Source organism: Jidongwangia harbinensis, assembly GCF_020216025.1.
Lineage (GTDB): Bacteria > Actinomycetota > Actinomycetes > Mycobacteriales > Micromonosporaceae > Actinoplanes > Actinoplanes harbinensis.
This window is the reverse complement of the sequence record NZ_JAIWNC010000005.1, coordinates 159,920-174,182: the sequence shown is the minus strand read 5'-3', so window position 1 is coordinate 174,182 and position 14,263 is coordinate 159,920. Positions and strand designations below refer to the sequence as shown.

The following is a 14,263-nucleotide window of genomic DNA, read 5'->3' as shown; positions in this document are numbered from 1 at the left end:
CAGTGCGGACCGGTCTGCCTTCTCGCCCCGCGGCGTCAGTGCGGGCGGTCTGCCTTCTCGGCCCGCGGCGTCAGTGCGGGCCGGGCGGGAAGGCCGCCCGGCAGTGCGGCAGCAGCGCCCGTAGCGCCGGACCGGCCGCCGGTCGCCAGACCAGCGCCAGCAGTGCCGGGATGCGGACGTCCCGCAGGGGCACCGCGCGCAGCTCCGCGTGGGCCCGGGCCATCGACGCGCTCAGCACCGCGACGCCGAGCCCGCGCACGGCCAGGTCGGCGACGGCACCGGGCGCCGTGGCCTGCAGCGCGATCCGCGGCCGCACCCCCGCGGCCGCGCACGCCTGGTCGAAGACGCCGCGGATGCCGGTGCCGAGCGGCAAGGACACGATGGGGTACGCCGTGAGCTGCGCCAGCGTGGCCCGGGCGCGCCGGGCGAGGGGGTGATCCGGAGGTACCGCGGCGACGAGTCCCTCACTGATCACGACGTGGGTGTCGAGGCCCGGTGGCGGCTCGCCCGCGACGCCGACCAGCGCGATGTCCACCGTGCCGGCGCGGGTGTGCTCGACCAGCCGGTCCGAGTTGTCCTCGTGCAGCGCGATCTCGATGCCGGGGTGGTCGCGGTGGAACGCGGCCAGCGCGTCGAACAGCGGCGTCACCTCGCATCCGGTGATCATCCCGACCGTCAGCCGGCCGCGGAGCACGCCGCTGATCTCGTCGACCGAGCGCCGCACGGCCGTGGCGGCGTCCAGCGCGGCCCGGGCGTGCGGCAGGGCCGCGGCGCCGGCGGCGGTGAGGCGGGCGGTGCGGGCGGAGCGGTCGAACAGGGGCGTGCCGAGGTGCGCCTCGAGCGCCCGGATCTGGGCGCTCACCCCGGACTGGCTGATGTGGACGCGCTCCGCCGCCCGGGTGAAGTTGGCTTCCTCGGCGACCGCCACGAAGTACTCCAGCTGCCTGAGTTCCATGACTGCTGATTCTAGTTAAAAGAAGAATCATGCGTTGGACTTCTCACTCCGGCGGCCCGAGGGTGGAGTCATGAGCGAACCGGAGAAGGCATGGAAGCCCGAGGACATCACCCGCCTGTTCGTGGAGCGCGCCAACGCCAAGGACGCCGAGGGCCTCGCGGCGCTGTACGAGGAGGGTGCCGTGATGGCGTACCCGCCGGGGCGGCAGACCGTCGGGCGGGAGGCGATCCGCGCGTTGTGGGAGGAGGCGTTGCCGCATCTGCCGCGCTTCGAGCCGGAGACGCCGATGCCGACGCTGGTCAGCGGCGATCTGGGGCTGACCGCGACACCGGCCGGGGACGGGGCGGGTGCGCGGGCGCAGGTGGTACGCCGGCAGCCGGACGGGTCCTGGTTGCGGTTGCTGGACCAGCCGGAGATCACCGCTCCGGCGCGGGACTGACCCGGCCGGATGTCATCGCGTCCGACTGGCGTTCGCGGACCGCGGTGCTGATGTCCGGCGTACTCATCAGCACGGTGCCGATGCCCGCGATCTCCCGGAACCCCTGCGCGCTGGCCTGTGAGATCGCGTCGGTGGCCAGCACGACGCGCAGGTCGCGTTCGTGCGCCTCGATGATGCTGGCCCGCGGGCAGTTGGGCAGGTTGCACCCGGCGAAGACCACGGTGTCAACGCCGAGGCCGTCCAGCAGCCCGGCCAGCGGCGTGCGGTAGAACGCGCCCCAGCGGGGTTTGTAGACCGCGAACTCGGCCGGTCCCAGAGGCTGTGGTTCGCCCTTGAGCAGCACGTCGTCGTCCAGGTCGGGGGCGTGGGCCGGGGCGAGCCCGGGTGCCAGGAGCCGGCCGGGGCTGCCGGGCCGGGCGAACTCGGCGCCGTTCTCGATCAGCGTGCGCCGGACCCGGTCGACGTCGCCGCCGTCGGCGGGGTACAGCCGGACGATGTGGACGATCGGCCGGCCGGCGGCCCGGAATGCGGCGGTGAGGTCCCGCAGCAGGGGCAGCACCTCGGTGGTGCCGGGAATACCGAACGGGCCCTCGGACAGGAAGTCACGCTGCACGTCGATCGTGATGAGCGCGGACGTGGGCCAGTGCGGCGCGAGGTGCGGATCGACGCTCATGCCCTCCATCCTCGCGCCGCCGCCGACCGGGGCGCGAGGCCGGCGGTCACCGGATGCGCTGAAAGGTCAGGTCCATCCTCGCTCCGCCGCCGACCGGGGCGCGAGGACGGCCGTCACCGGATGCGCTGAAAGGTCAGGTCCATCCACCGGATCCAGGCGCCGCCGTCCGTCTGGCGTTCCCAGGTCGCGGTCATCGACCGGCCGGTGTCGGCCGCGGTCAGCGTGTTGCGGACCCGGTCGCCCTCGGCCAGCATCGTCCGGCCGTGCACGGTGAGCCGCATCTCGTCGAAGGAGCCCGACGAATCGAACGCCCGCATGGCGAAGGTGCCGTCGTCGGCCGGTTCGCCGATCAGCTCCAGAGCCCGTGCCCGGTCGTTGCCCATCGCGACGTCGACGCGATGGATGACCCATTGACCGCCCGGCATCCACTCGTACTCGTCGGTGCCGTCCACCGACATGACCGGCGCACCGTCTTCGCCGAACACGGTGCCGAAGGTGCGCCAGCGTCCCACCAGTGGCGCCAGCTGCCGTACGCGCCCGGCCGGCGTGATCTCCATGCTCGAACTCTATGCACCGCCCGGTACCGACGAACTCAGGGCACCACCACGAGACGGCGCCCGGCGCGTCCGGCGGCCTGGCGGTCCCACGCCTCGCCGACGGCGGCCAGTGCCACCTGCTCGTAGTCCACGGTCAGGCGGCCGGCCCGCACGTGCCCGGCGATCACGCCGATCGCGTCGGCGCGCTGCTCGGCCGTCAGGTCGTTGTTGGTGTACCCGAGCACGTTCAGCGAACGGCCGCGCAGCGTGGCCGACTCGAAGGGCGCCGTCTCGCCGGCCGCGCTGCCGAGGTTGACCAGGCGGCCACCGGGCCGCAGCGTGCGCAGCGCGGCCGCCGCGGGCACACCGAAGACCGGGTCGAGCACCAGGTCCACCGGCCCGTCGGCCGCCTCGGTCAGGCGCGCGGTCAGGGCGGCCACGCCGCCATCGGCAACCGGGCCGGTGGTGTCGGCTCGGGCGGCCACGCCGCCATCGTCAACCGGGCCGGTGGTGTCGGCTCGGGTGGCCGGGCCGCCATCGGCGAGCGGGCTGGTGGTGTCGGTTTGGGTGGCCGGGCCGCCGGCGTCGGCGAGCGGGACGACCGCCGTGGCGCCGACCGCTCGTGCCCGGGACTGGGCCGCCTCGGACCGGCACGCCGCGATCACCCGCCGCGCTCCGCCGAGCAACGCCAGCTGGATCGCGGCCTGCCCGACCACGCCGCCGCCACCCAGCACGAGCACCTGCTCGCCCGCCTGCATGCCGCCACGCCAGGTCAGCGCCATGAGCGCGGCCACCGCGGACAGGCCGAGCGCCGCGATGAGCCGGTGGTCCACGTCGTCCGGAAGCGTCACGACGTCCCGGCGGGGCACCACCGCCATCTCCGCCATGCTGCCGTCACCCGGGCGCATGCCGGCCGGCGTGGCGAACCACACCGCGGTGCCGTCGTCCAGCGTGCCCACCCCCTGCACCCCCGGCACGTACGGCGTGGCGGGTGCGCCGAAGTAGGAGGTGCCGGAGGCGCAGAGCACGTCCAGCGGCGTGATCGACGCCGCGGTCACCCGCACCGCCACCTGGTCTGCGCCCGGAACCGGAACGTCGCGCTTGCCGACCGACGGCGGCGCGCCGCACTGCTGGATGAGGGCCGCGCGCATCATGTCGCGATGTCCGGATAGGGCATCTCGAAGTGCTTCAGCCGAGCCCCGAACGCCAGCTGATATTCCAGCGGACCGTGGTCGCGCTCGAACATGGCGATGAAGAGGGTCAGCGTCAGGAACGGATGCGCGCCCAGCTCGAACAGCTTCACATGGTCGTGGCCGGCCAGCGCCGCCCGCTCCTCGTCGGTGAACCGCAGCCAGGTGCTGGCCTCGCCGGTGTGGCAGTTCAGTACGGCGTTGGCGCGCTCGGCCTCCCACCACTCGACCGTGCCCGCGGGGTCGTCGCGGTACCGCTCGACCAGCTCGGGGTCACGGTCCACCGTGTACAGGAACTTGTTGACCAGGTACTTGCTCATCGCGGAGCTCCGTTCGGGTACCAGGTGAAGTACGCCTCCATAGTGTGGAAGAGATCGAAGCTGTCGACGTAGTCGGCCTTCGCTCCGGCGCCCGCCACGCCCATCATCAGCATGAAGTCCATGAAACCGTGGGTGGCGTTGCCCGGCGCGTGCAGGCTGTCGAGCGTCACCTCGGACAGGCAGCCCTCGAGGTCTCCGGAGGCGATCCACTCGACCGCCCTGCGGTCGAACTCCGGATCCGGTCCGTGCGGTCCGAACTGCCGGGGTCCGCCCAGCTCCAGCGAGAGATGCCCGGTGCCGATGATCGCCACCCGCAGGTCCGACGGCCACGACTCGACGATCTCCCGGACCGCCTCGCCGAGCTGGACGAACCGCTTCGGCTGCGGCAGCGGCGGCGCGAAGATGTTGGTGTAGATCGGCACGATCGGCAGGTCGGCCTCGGGCCGCAGCGTGATGATCGGGCAGGTGATGCTGTGATCGATCCGCAGCTCGTTGCTGAACGCCAGGTCGAAGCCGCGGTCGATGCCCTGCCGCAGCAGGTGCGCGGACAGATCCTCGTCGCCCTTGAGCAGCATGCGCGGCATGCCGAACTCGCGTTCCTCGTTGTACCAGTTCGCGTCGTAGAACGGCGCCTTGCCGACCAGGAACTGCGGCATGTTGTCGAGCCAGAGCTGGTGGAAGTGGTCGGAGCCGACCATCACCAGAACGTCCGGATTGGCCCGGGTCAGCGTCTCCCGGAAGGCGGTGATCTTGCGGACCCACTCGTCGGCGAAGGGTGGTCGGTTCTCGCCGGTGGCGGTGCTGGCCTTGTAGAAGAACGGATGGTGGGTGGAGGCGATCACCGCTACGACGGTGGCCATGGCGGCTCCTTCTACTGGTCGGTGGGGGATTGGTAGACCGCGTTACGGTCCACGGCGAGGTAGACGTCCATGCCGACCGGATTCCGGCGTTCCTCGGCGAGGTGCCCAAGCAGACCCGCCGCACGGGCCAGCAGGGCGAAACCGCGCAGCAGAGCGATCGGCAGGCCCAGATCGGCGAGCGCGGCACCACAGACGCCGGCGCCGTTGAGCGGCAGGGTCCGCCGGAGGATCTCCGGGTGTACCCGTCCGATGGCCTCGAACAGCCGCAGGTGCGGGCCGCGCAGCCCCTCTTCCTCGGCGATGCCGATCAGGACCGGTGTCCGCGGATCCTGCACCTTGTGCACCGGGTGCCCGAGCCCGGGAACGAACCGCTTCGCCGCCCGCGCCGTGGTCACCGCCTCCCGCGCGACGGCGTCCCAGCCGTCGTCGTCCGTCGGCAGCTCCGGCACGTCGCGGAGCGTCTCGGCGAGGAACCGTCCACAGTCCTCGGTGACGCCGAGGAAACGTGACCCGCCGCCGAGGAGGCCGGCCGCCAGTGCACCCTGCAGCGACTCCGGTGCGCTCAGGTAGGTCAGCCGGGCAGCGATCGCGGTGGGCGTGAACCCGTGGTCGGCCAGCGCGACGAGGACGGCCTCGAACACCCGGGTCTCCCCGGGGCTGGGCCGGCGCCCGGCCACCAGCCAGTACGCCAGCTCGCCGAAGCCGACCTTGCCCATCAGATCGGCGGCGAGGTCCTGTCCGAGCAGACGGATCTGCTTCTCGTCGGACGTACCGAGCGAGGTGGGGAAGTTCAGTTCTCGTTCAGCCACGCGCGGATCTCCTCGCCGTGTTCGTTCAGGGCCGGTGGGGGCAACTCGTAGCCGGCCGGCGTCGCGGAGAACGTGATCGGGTTGCGGACTCCCGGCACATCCCCGACCGTCACCACCGGATCCAGGCCGAGTTCCTCGGCCAGCGCCACCCCGCCGTCGATCGTGTTGATCGGCGCGCACGGGACGCCGGCCGCGAGCAGGTCACGGAACCACTCGTCCTTGGTCCGCTTGCTCAGCCGTTCCACCAGGAGGGGCCGCAGCTCGGCACGGTTGGCGGTGCGGTCCTGGTTGCGGCCGAAACGTGGATCGTCGGGCAGGTCGGGCAGGTCGAGCACCTGGCACAGCTTGCGGAACTGCCCGTCGTTGCCGGTGATGACGATCAGGTCACCGTCGGCGGTCGGCAATGGCTCGTACGGGAAGAGGCTGGGATGGGCGTTGCCCATCCGGAACGGGACGGTGCCTCCGGCGACGTAACCGCTGCTGTGGTTGACCAGCCCGGACAGGGCCGAGGACAGCAGGTTCACCTCGACGTGCTGCCCGGCGCCGGAGATCTCGCGATGGCGGAGGGCGGCCAGGATGCCGATGCTCGCGTGCAGCCCGGCCATCACGTCGAACACCGAGATGCCGGCCCGGTAGGGCGGACCGTCCGGGTCGCCGGTGAGGCTCATCAGGCCGGAGATGGCCTGCACCATCAGGTCGTAGCCGGGATAGTCGGCGCCCGCGCCGGTGCCGAATCCGCTGATCGACGCATACACGATCTTGTTGTTGCCGGTCGAGACGGTGTCGTAGTCGAGCCCGAAACGCCGGAGCCCGCCGGGCCGGAAATTCTCGATCATCACGTCCGCGCGGGCGGCGAGATTCTGCGCCACGGTCACGTCGTCCGGGTTCTTCAGGTCGAGCGCGATCGACCGCTTGTTGCGGTTGATGCCCAGGTAATAGGTGGAGACGCTGTCGCGGACCGGGGGCATCCAGGTGCGGGTGTCGTCGCCGGCCGGGCTTTCGACCTTGACGACCTGCGCACCGAGGTCAGCGAGCAGCATCGTCGCATACGGTCCCGCGAGGATCCGCGAGAAGTCCGCGACCAGCAGTCCGCTCAGTGGTCCCATGTGCCGCCTCTCAGAAACGTCCGCTGTACGGACGGGTGTCCGATGAGGCAAGTGTTCTCCGGGTGGCGCGGGGATGTCAATGCCGGAGTTATCCACAGCCTGACCCACACCCTTGACAGGGATTCGTAACCGGGCAGAAACTGGCGGCCACGACTTGACCGCCTGACGGACGGTTGTCCGCCCGGCTCGCGATGTGGCTGAGTTCTGGGGAGTTGACGGCGATGACTGACATGACCGACGGCCGGCCCGTGCTGTTCCGCAACGGGCTGGTTCTCACGATGGACGACGCGTACAGCGTGCTGCCCCGGGCCGACGTGCTGGTGCTCGGAGACCGCATCGCCGAGGTGGGCGTCGGCCTGGCCGCGCCGGACGGCGCGGTGGAGATCGACGCGGACGGCGGCATCGTGATGCCCGGGATGATCGACACCCACCGGCACATGTGGCAGACCGCGATGCGCGGATACGGCGCCGACTGGACCCTCACCCAGTACTTCGTCTGGTATTACCTCGAGTCCGGCAAGCTGTTCCGCCCCGAGGACATCCATGCCGGCAACCTGCTCGCCGCGATCGAGGCGGTCGACGCCGGCGTGACCACCACGGTCGACTGGTCGCACGGGCTGCAGACGCCGCAGCACGCGGACGCCGCGGTCGATGCGCTGCAGTCCGTGCCCGGGCGGTTCGTGCTGGCGTACGGCAACATCCAGCAGGGCCCGTGGGAGTGGGCCACGAGCGACGGCTTCCGTGACTTCGTCCGCCGCCGGATCTCCACCGGCAACGACATGCTCGGCTTCCAGATGGCGTTCGACGTCACCGGCGACCCGACGTTTCCCGAGCGGGCCGCCTTCGAGGTCGCCCGCGAGCTGGGTGTGCCGGTCACCACCCACGCCGGCGTCTGGGGCGCCACCAACGACGACGGCATCCGGCTCATGCACGAGAACGGCTTCATGACCCCGCAGACCGTCTACGTCCACGCCGCGACGCTGACCCACGACTCGTACCACCGCATCGCCGCGACCGGCGGGTCGGTCTCCGTCTCCACCGAGAGCGAGCAGAGCGCCGGCCAGGGTTACCCGCCCACCTGGACGCTCCGCGACCACGGCATCGGCGTCTCGCTGTCCATGGACACCAGCGTGTGGTGGAGCGGGGACCTCTTCTCGGCGATGCGGACCACGCTGGGCGCGGACCGTTCGCGGGAGCACATGGAGGCGCACAGCCGCGCCGACACGGTCACCCACCTGCACCTGCGTGCCGAGCAGGTGGTCGACTGGGCCACCCGGGGCGGCAGCCGGGCGCTCGGCATGGATTCCCTGGTCGGCAGCATCGAGGCCGGCAAGAAGGCGGACATCGTCCTGCTCAAGAACGACGACTCGCCGGTCATGTTCCCGATCCTCAACCCGTACGGCCACGTGGCGTTCCAGGCGCAGCGCGGGGACGTCGACACCGTCATGATCAACGGAAAGCTGGTCAAGCGGGCCCACAGGCTGGTCGACATCGATCTGGCCGCGGCGAGGCGGAAGGTCGGTGCCACGATCGAGCACCTGATCGGCGCCATGGGGGAGGAAGCCTGGGAGAAGGGTATGAACCCCGACGTCCCGGAGACCAAGGTGATGGACAACCCCTACACGTACACCGAGTGGAATGCCGGATCGGCCCAGTGGAAGCATTGAGTCTCATGGCGCTCGAAGGAGGCAGGATGGCACGCGATGACGCCGGTCCTGACTTCATCGAGGCACTGGCCCGGGGGCTGGAGGTGCTCCGCAGCTTCAAGCCCGGCCGGCCGGTGGCCACGCTCGCCGAGGTGGCCGCCGAGACCGGGCTGGCCCGGCCCACGGTCCACCGCATCCTGAAGACCCTCGAGGTCCTCGGCTACGTCCGCACCGCCGACCGTGGGTACGCGCTGCTGCCCCGGGTGCTCGAGCTGGGCATGACCTACATCAACTCGCTGGGCATGTGGGACATCGCCCGGCCCCACATGGAGAAGCTGGTCGCGCAGACCAACGAGTCGACCTCGATGGCGCAGCTCGACGGCAGTGACATCGTCTATGTGGCCCGGGTGGCGGTTCCGAAGATCGTCACGCTGTCGGTGACCATCGGGACGCGGTTCCCGGCGGTCGCCACCTCGATGGGCAAGGTGCTTCTCGCCGACCTCACCGCCGACGAGGTGGACGAGGTGCTGGAGGAGGCGAGCCGCTCGGGCATCGTGCCTCGCTGGCGTCCCACGCCGAACGAGCTGCACCGTGCCCTGCGGGAGGTGCGCGCCAAGGGCTGGGCGCTGGCCGACCAGGATCTGGCGCCCGGGGTCCGATCGATCGCCGCGGGCGTTCGCGACGGCGACGGCCGGGTGGTGGCCGCCATCAACGTCACCGTCCACGCCGCCGAGACGCCGGTCGAGAAGCTGACCGGGGAGTACCTTCCGCTGCTGTTGCACGCCGCGGCGGCCATCGGCAACGACTGGGCCCAACTCGACGCCCAGCCGGTGGCGCGGGGCGCCGGATAATGCCGCAATCAGGACATGAGTAATCACTCACGCGTTTCATAAGTGGCGCTACTGGCCGGAACCGGTTCCTTACGGGCAGGATCGCACCATGGCCTCCCCCCGGCATCTACTGCCCTTTCCGATCTCTCTGACCGGTGACGGCATCGAGTTGCGTGAGTGGACGCCGGACGACCTGGAAGACCTCGTCGAGCTGCTCGACGAGCCGGACATCGCCCGGTGGACGCCCATGCCGTCACCGTTCGACGTCGAAGCGGGCCTCGCCTATCTGAAGCGCGCTCACCAGGGCCGGCTGAACGGTCAGCGGATCCAGTTGGCGATCACCGCGGACGGGAGCAAGCCGCTCGGCGAGGTGCTGCTCTTCGGCGTGGACTCCGGGCTCAAGGAGGCCGAGCTGGGGTACCTGGTCGGCGCCGCGCATCGTCGGCGCGGCCTCGCGTCGGGTGCCCTGTCGCTGCTCGCCGAGTACGCCCAGGACACCCTCGGTTTGCGGAGACTGCTGCTGCGCATCGACCCGGCCAACACGGCCAGCACCTCGGTGGCCCGGCGGTGCGGGTTCCGGCTGACCGGTGAGCCGCCGATCCTGCAGGAGGGACCGTACGGGCCGAGCAGCCTGGACACCTGGGAACTGGTCGAATCGCAGGTGGTCAGCCGGCTCGAGCGGCTCAAAAATGTCGCAACCCGGCGGTACGGTCGACGCAACTGAGAACGCCGCTGGGCACCAGGTCTGACGGGAGGGTCGGTGTGGCTGCCGAGGTGACGGTGGACCGGACGCAGGTAATGGCCTACCGGGTGCGAGCGCTGGGGCTGGCCGAGCGCGGCAAGGAACGCCCGGGCGACCTTCCCCTGCTCGATCTGGGCGTGCAGGAATACATGCCAGGCTCGGTGCAGGTTGCGCTCGCCGCCCGCACCTCCGCCGACCTGTCCGACGACCGGCTGCTGCTGGTCTGGGCCGCGCGGGGAGCGCCGCACCTGCATCGGCGCACGGATCTCCGCGCGTTGGCGCGGGCCCTGTGGCCGTTCAGCGACGCCGATGCCACGGCGCGGATTCAGAGCCAGCAGATTCCCGAGGGGATGAAGCTGGGCATCGAGGCCTTCACCGTGACCGCCAAGGCCATGCGTGAGGTCGTCACCCGGTCGATGCCGCGCGGCGAGGTGAGCACCGAGGTGAGCAAGCGGGTGCCGGCCTCGCTGACGTACGACTGCCGGTCCTGCCAGGCCCGGCACATCGCCGGCAACGTCTGGCAGCACTCCGGTCTGCCCGGCGGGGTCCTGGTCGAGTCGCGCGGCAAGGATGCGAGTCTCGGGCCGATCGAGGGCTGGCCCGGCGTGCCCACCCGGAACGACGGCATCGAGCGGCTGATCACGCTGTACCTGACGATGCTCGGCCCGGCCACGCCGGTGGAGGTCGCGAAGTACTTCGGCAGTGCGGCGGCGGAGATCAAGAAGGTTTGGCCGGACGGCCTGACGGAGGTCAAGGTCGACGGGCGCAGGTCCTGGCTGCCGTCGCCGGCGTTGTCCGACCTCAGGTCGGCGAAGCCGGTGCCCGGCGTGCGGTTGCTTCCCGCGATGGATGCACTGCTGCAGGCGCGGGACCGTGACCTGCTGGTTCCGGAGCGGGCGCGGCAGAAGGAAGTGTGGAAGATGCTCGGCAACCCGGGAGTCGTGCTGCGGGACGGGGAGATCGCGGGGGTGTGGCGGTCCAAGACAGCCGGCCGGAAACGGGTCGATCTGACCGTGACGCCGTTCGGGTCGATGCCGGCCAAGGTGCGGAAGGCGGTGGAGGCCGAGGCGGGGGAGGTGGCGCGGGCGCGTGGCGTGACCGAGGCGCGAGTGAGTTTCAGCTGACTACGACGGGCCGCGGGGCGGGGCCCTCACCAGGCCGGCGGCAGTGGCTCCGAGTCAGCAGGCCGGTAGCGCGCCGGCCGGCAGCGGTACGCCAGCGCGCCGACCAGCACGGTCGCCCACAGCGCGGCGATCGTCGCGGCTATCCACCACCCGGCCAGCGCGAGCAGCAACGCGGTCGCCCAGATCACGGTCGCGGCCAGGGCCACCGAGAGCGGGACGCGTTCCCGGACCGGCTCGCCCGCCATGCGGGCACAGAAGTCCGGGTCGTCGTGCCGGAGCTGACGCTCGAGCTGCGCCAGCCGTCGGCTGTGTTCCTTGCTCAACATGTCGCCACCTTCCCCGGTCCCACAGCCGGTTGAGTGTCATGGATCGGGCAAGAAATCATCCCGGTCGATCTCCATTGTTACCCCCCTTGGTCAGTAGGGATGCGTCCGGATGTGCCTTTTTCCGTGCCGACTACCTATCGTCCAGTCAGCCGTCACCGACCGTTGTGGACAGTCGCTTCCGGGTGATCGCGTGACGCCCGAGAGGACATGCGAAAGGCGCGGAGCCGTTTGCGGGAACCCGCGCGGTGGTGGCTGGCGCGTTCGCCACGACCGGACCGCCTCTTCCGCCCGAGCCGGCGGGGAGCCGGGCGGGGGCCGGACGACTGGTCGGCGGCGGGGAAGCCGAGTCGCGTCAGCTCCAGCCTGCCCTACGTGTGGACTCCCGGCGGCCACCGCACCGGAAGTCCGCACGTGCCGATGGTGGCTGCAGGCTGTGCGGATGTGCGGCGGCCACCGCACCGGAAGTCCGCACGTGCTGATGGTGGCTGCAGGCTGTGCGGATGTGCGGCGGCCACCGCGCCGGAAGTCCGCACGTGCTGATGGTGGCTGCAGGCTGTGCGGATGTGCGGCACCCACCGCACCCGAACTCCACACGCACCATTGGTGCGCTGAAGGAACTGTGGCACTGCGCGAGCGGCGCGGACCTGCTACTGCCCGCGCTCAAAGCTCGAAAGTCGAGTCTGCTTCAACCACCAAAAACCCGCAGGGTCCACCGCTGGTTCGTGCCGCTCCGCGCGAGCCGGTCAGGGCCTGTGGTCAGGCGGTCAAGCCCCGCGTGAGCCGGTCATGGCCTACCCCTCGACCCGGGACAGCCACCGCGTCCGAGTCCGTCGATCTTGGACTTGTGGTGGTGACATAAGCCGCGTCGCACCGACAAGACAGGCACCACAAGTCCAAGATCGACGTCACGAGAGGGCGGGGAGAGGGGGGCGGGGGTGGGGTCAGGCGGTGCGGCGTTTGGCGGCGGCGGTGGCCAGGCGTTCCAGGACGTCGACCGTGGGCTGCCACCCCATGCAGGCGTCGGTGACCGACTGGCCGTAGGTCAGGTCGCCGCCCAGGTTCTGCCGTCCGGGCACCAGGAAGCTCTCCAGCATCACGCCGCTGATGCCGCGTTCGCCGGCCTCGACCTGACCGGCCACGTCGTCGGCGACCAGCGGCTGGCGCAGGTGGTCCTTGCCGCTGTTGCCGTGCGAGCAGTCGATGACCAGCCGCTCCGGCAGCTCGGCGCGGCGCAACAGCTCGAGTGACGCGGCGACGTCGGCCGCGCTGTAGTTCGGCTTGCCGCCGCCGCCGCGCAGCACCAGGTGGCAGTCGGGATTGCCGCTGGTGTGCAGGATCGCCGGCGTACCCGAGAAGTCGATGCCGGGGAAGACGTGCGGCGCGGCGGCCGCGTTGATCGCGTCGATGGCGGTGGAGATGCTGCCGTCCGGGCGGTTCTTCATGCCGATCGGCATGGAGAGGCCGGACGCGAGCTGGCGGTGGACCTGGGATTCGACGGTACGGGCGCCGATCGCACCCCAGGCGACGGTGTCCGCGATGTACTGCGGCGTGATCGGGTCGAGGAACTCCACGGCGACCGGCAGGCCGTGGCGTACCACCTCGAGCAGCAGGTTGCGGGCGATCCGCAGGCCGGTGCCGACGTCGCCGGTGCCGTCCAGCGCCGGGTCGTTGATCAGGCCCTTCCAGCCGACCGTGGAGCGGGGCTTCTCGAAGTACACCCGCATCACGATCAGCAGGTCGTCGGCGAGCCGGTCGGCCTCGGCGCGCAGCAGGGTGGCGTACTCGCCGGCGGCGACCGGGTCGTGCACCGAACACGGGCCGACCACCACCAGCAGCCGGGGATCTCGGCCGGTCAGCACGTCTTCCACTTGATGCCGGCTGTCCAGCACGGTGTCCTGCAGGTCGGGGGTGAGCGGGAGCTCGTGGTGGAGCAGCGCCGGGCTCATCAGCGGTACGACGGTCTCGATGCGCTGGTCCCGGACCCGGTGCCCGTTGGACACGTCTCCGGTGCTGGCAGTGTGGCGGAGCCGCTTGGGCGACACGGTCACGGCTGTCGATCCTTCCGCCGGTCGCCCGGGGGCCGGTGCCCCGTGCGTGAGCCGGCTGCTCGTCGCAAACGAAAAGGCAGCGACGGTCGTCGCTGCCTTGGCCGGCTCTGGCGGGTGTCTCAGGTCATGCGTGCATGGCCGAGGCACCGGACTGAGCCGGCCTCGTAAACCACGGATACATGCGGGACACGTGACCATCCTAGCGGATGACCGGATAGGAATCGGCCCGCCCTTGTGATCAGATGGTCGCCATGACGGACGTGAGCGCCCCGGACGTGCTGGACGCCCTGGCCGTGCTGGCCCCGAGCGAGCGGCGCCGGGCCGTCTCCCAGGTGGTGCTGCGGGTCTGGGAGACGCCGACGGTGCTGCTCCAGGAGATCCCGCCGGCCCAGGCGCTCGCGGCGATCGCGGTGATCGCGGCCGGGGTGCCGGAGTCGTACGGGCGGGCCTGGCGGGACGACCGCCTCGCCGCGGCGGCGCTGCCCGGGGTGAGCAGCGAGCTGGCCGGCCGGGCGTTGTGCGCGCTGGACGTCATCGTCGGCCGGGACCGGGAGTCGGTGCCGCTGCAGATGCACGTCAGCGACGGCGACGCGGCCCGCGAACTGCTCGACGACCTGCGTGACGTGCTGATGGAGGGCATCCGCCAGGGCCGGTGAGCG

The 14,263-nt window shown here is 71.0% G+C and carries 16 protein-coding genes; 6 read left to right on the top strand and 10 right to left on the bottom strand.

Features of this window, described 5'->3' with window-relative positions; genetic code table 11:
• Positions 1 to 70: 70 nt before the first annotated feature.
• Positions 71 to 955 carry a LysR family transcriptional regulator gene (locus LDL48_RS09520; RefSeq protein ID WP_225254658.1) on the bottom strand — a complete coding sequence of 295 codons (885 nt, stop codon included), beginning with the start codon at positions 953 to 955 and terminating at the stop codon, positions 71 to 73.
• Between the two features lie 70 nt (positions 956 to 1,025).
• Here LDL48_RS09520 and LDL48_RS09515 point away from each other — a divergent pair, with 70 nt between their 5' ends.
• Positions 1,026 to 1,394 carry a YybH family protein gene (locus tag LDL48_RS09515; RefSeq protein WP_225254657.1) on the top strand — a complete coding sequence of 123 codons (369 nt, stop codon included), beginning with the start codon at positions 1,026 to 1,028 and terminating at the stop codon, positions 1,392 to 1,394.
• Here the strand turns inward: LDL48_RS09515 and LDL48_RS09510 are convergent.
• From LDL48_RS09510 to LDL48_RS09480, 7 genes are all read right to left on the bottom strand, one after another.
• Positions 1,372 to 2,067 carry a cysteine hydrolase family protein gene (locus LDL48_RS09510; protein ID WP_225254656.1) on the bottom strand — a complete coding sequence of 232 codons (696 nt, stop codon included), beginning with the start codon at positions 2,065 to 2,067 and terminating at the stop codon, positions 1,372 to 1,374. The two genes, LDL48_RS09515 and LDL48_RS09510, sit on opposite strands and share 23 nt — an antisense overlap.
• A gap of 113 nt (positions 2,068 to 2,180) precedes the next feature.
• Positions 2,181 to 2,624 (bottom strand): DUF1579 family protein, encoded by a 444-nt coding sequence (locus LDL48_RS09505; protein WP_225254655.1) that lies wholly within the window; start codon positions 2,622 to 2,624, stop codon positions 2,181 to 2,183.
• A 35-nt stretch (positions 2,625 to 2,659) separates the two neighbouring features.
• The gene (locus tag LDL48_RS09500; RefSeq protein ID WP_225254654.1) at positions 2,660 to 3,757 is read right to left on the bottom strand and encodes a quinone oxidoreductase family protein; all 1,098 of its coding nucleotides are present in this window, start codon (positions 3,755 to 3,757) and stop codon (positions 2,660 to 2,662) included.
• A complete protein-coding gene (locus tag LDL48_RS09495) occupies positions 3,754 to 4,113 on the bottom strand; it encodes a hypothetical protein (protein WP_225254653.1) in 360 nt (119 codons plus the stop codon). Before LDL48_RS09495 ends, LDL48_RS09500 begins: the two co-directional genes overlap by 4 nt.
• Positions 4,110 to 4,973: a DODA-type extradiol aromatic ring-opening family dioxygenase gene (locus tag LDL48_RS09490; protein WP_225254652.1), complete on the bottom strand. Its 864-nt coding sequence runs from the start codon at positions 4,971 to 4,973 to the stop codon at positions 4,110 to 4,112. The genes LDL48_RS09495 and LDL48_RS09490 overlap by 4 nt, the downstream gene beginning before the upstream one ends.
• Before the next feature lie 11 nt (positions 4,974 to 4,984).
• A complete protein-coding gene (locus LDL48_RS09485; RefSeq protein ID WP_225254651.1) occupies positions 4,985 to 5,782 on the bottom strand; it encodes a citryl-CoA lyase in 798 nt (265 codons plus the stop codon).
• Positions 5,764 to 6,888 (bottom strand): CaiB/BaiF CoA transferase family protein, encoded by a 1,125-nt coding sequence (locus LDL48_RS09480; protein ID WP_225254650.1) that lies wholly within the window; start codon positions 6,886 to 6,888, stop codon positions 5,764 to 5,766. The genes LDL48_RS09485 and LDL48_RS09480 overlap by 19 nt, the downstream gene beginning before the upstream one ends.
• Before the next feature lie 221 nt (positions 6,889 to 7,109).
• On the opposite strand from LDL48_RS09480, the gene LDL48_RS09475 reads away from it, so the two are divergent.
• The 4 genes from LDL48_RS09475 to LDL48_RS09460 all read left to right on the top strand — a co-directional run bounded on the left by LDL48_RS09475 (position 7,110) and on the right by LDL48_RS09460 (position 11,230).
• Positions 7,110 to 8,555 carry an amidohydrolase family protein gene (locus LDL48_RS09475; protein ID WP_225254649.1) on the top strand — a complete coding sequence of 482 codons (1,446 nt, stop codon included), beginning with the start codon at positions 7,110 to 7,112 and terminating at the stop codon, positions 8,553 to 8,555.
• Positions 8,556 to 8,581: 26 nt separating this feature from the next.
• A complete protein-coding gene (locus LDL48_RS09470; RefSeq protein ID WP_225254648.1) occupies positions 8,582 to 9,385 on the top strand; it encodes an IclR family transcriptional regulator domain-containing protein in 804 nt (267 codons plus the stop codon).
• Positions 9,386 to 9,473: 88 nt separating this feature from the next.
• Positions 9,474 to 10,088 (top strand): GNAT family N-acetyltransferase, encoded by a 615-nt coding sequence (locus LDL48_RS09465; RefSeq protein ID WP_225254647.1) that lies wholly within the window; start codon positions 9,474 to 9,476, stop codon positions 10,086 to 10,088.
• 38 nt (positions 10,089 to 10,126) lie between these two features.
• Positions 10,127 to 11,230, top strand: coding sequence for a DNA glycosylase AlkZ-like family protein (locus LDL48_RS09460; RefSeq protein ID WP_225254646.1), 1,104 nt, complete (start codon positions 10,127 to 10,129; stop codon positions 11,228 to 11,230).
• Positions 11,231 to 11,256: 26 nt separating this feature from the next.
• Here LDL48_RS09460 and LDL48_RS09455 read toward each other — a convergent pair whose 3' ends face one another.
• Both LDL48_RS09455 and LDL48_RS09450 read right to left on the bottom strand, forming a co-directional pair.
• Positions 11,257 to 11,556 carry a DUF3040 domain-containing protein gene (locus tag LDL48_RS09455; protein WP_225254645.1) on the bottom strand — a complete coding sequence of 100 codons (300 nt, stop codon included), beginning with the start codon at positions 11,554 to 11,556 and terminating at the stop codon, positions 11,257 to 11,259.
• Between the two features lie 941 nt (positions 11,557 to 12,497).
• Positions 12,498 to 13,598: a 3-deoxy-7-phosphoheptulonate synthase gene (locus LDL48_RS09450; protein ID WP_372472082.1), complete on the bottom strand. Its 1,101-nt coding sequence runs from the start codon at positions 13,596 to 13,598 to the stop codon at positions 12,498 to 12,500.
• Positions 13,599 to 13,855: 257 nt separating this feature from the next.
• On the opposite strand from LDL48_RS09450, the gene LDL48_RS09445 reads away from it, so the two are divergent.
• Positions 13,856 to 14,260 carry a hypothetical protein gene (locus LDL48_RS09445; protein ID WP_225254643.1) on the top strand — a complete coding sequence of 135 codons (405 nt, stop codon included), beginning with the start codon at positions 13,856 to 13,858 and terminating at the stop codon, positions 14,258 to 14,260.
• Positions 14,261 to 14,263: the final 3 nt, after the last annotated feature.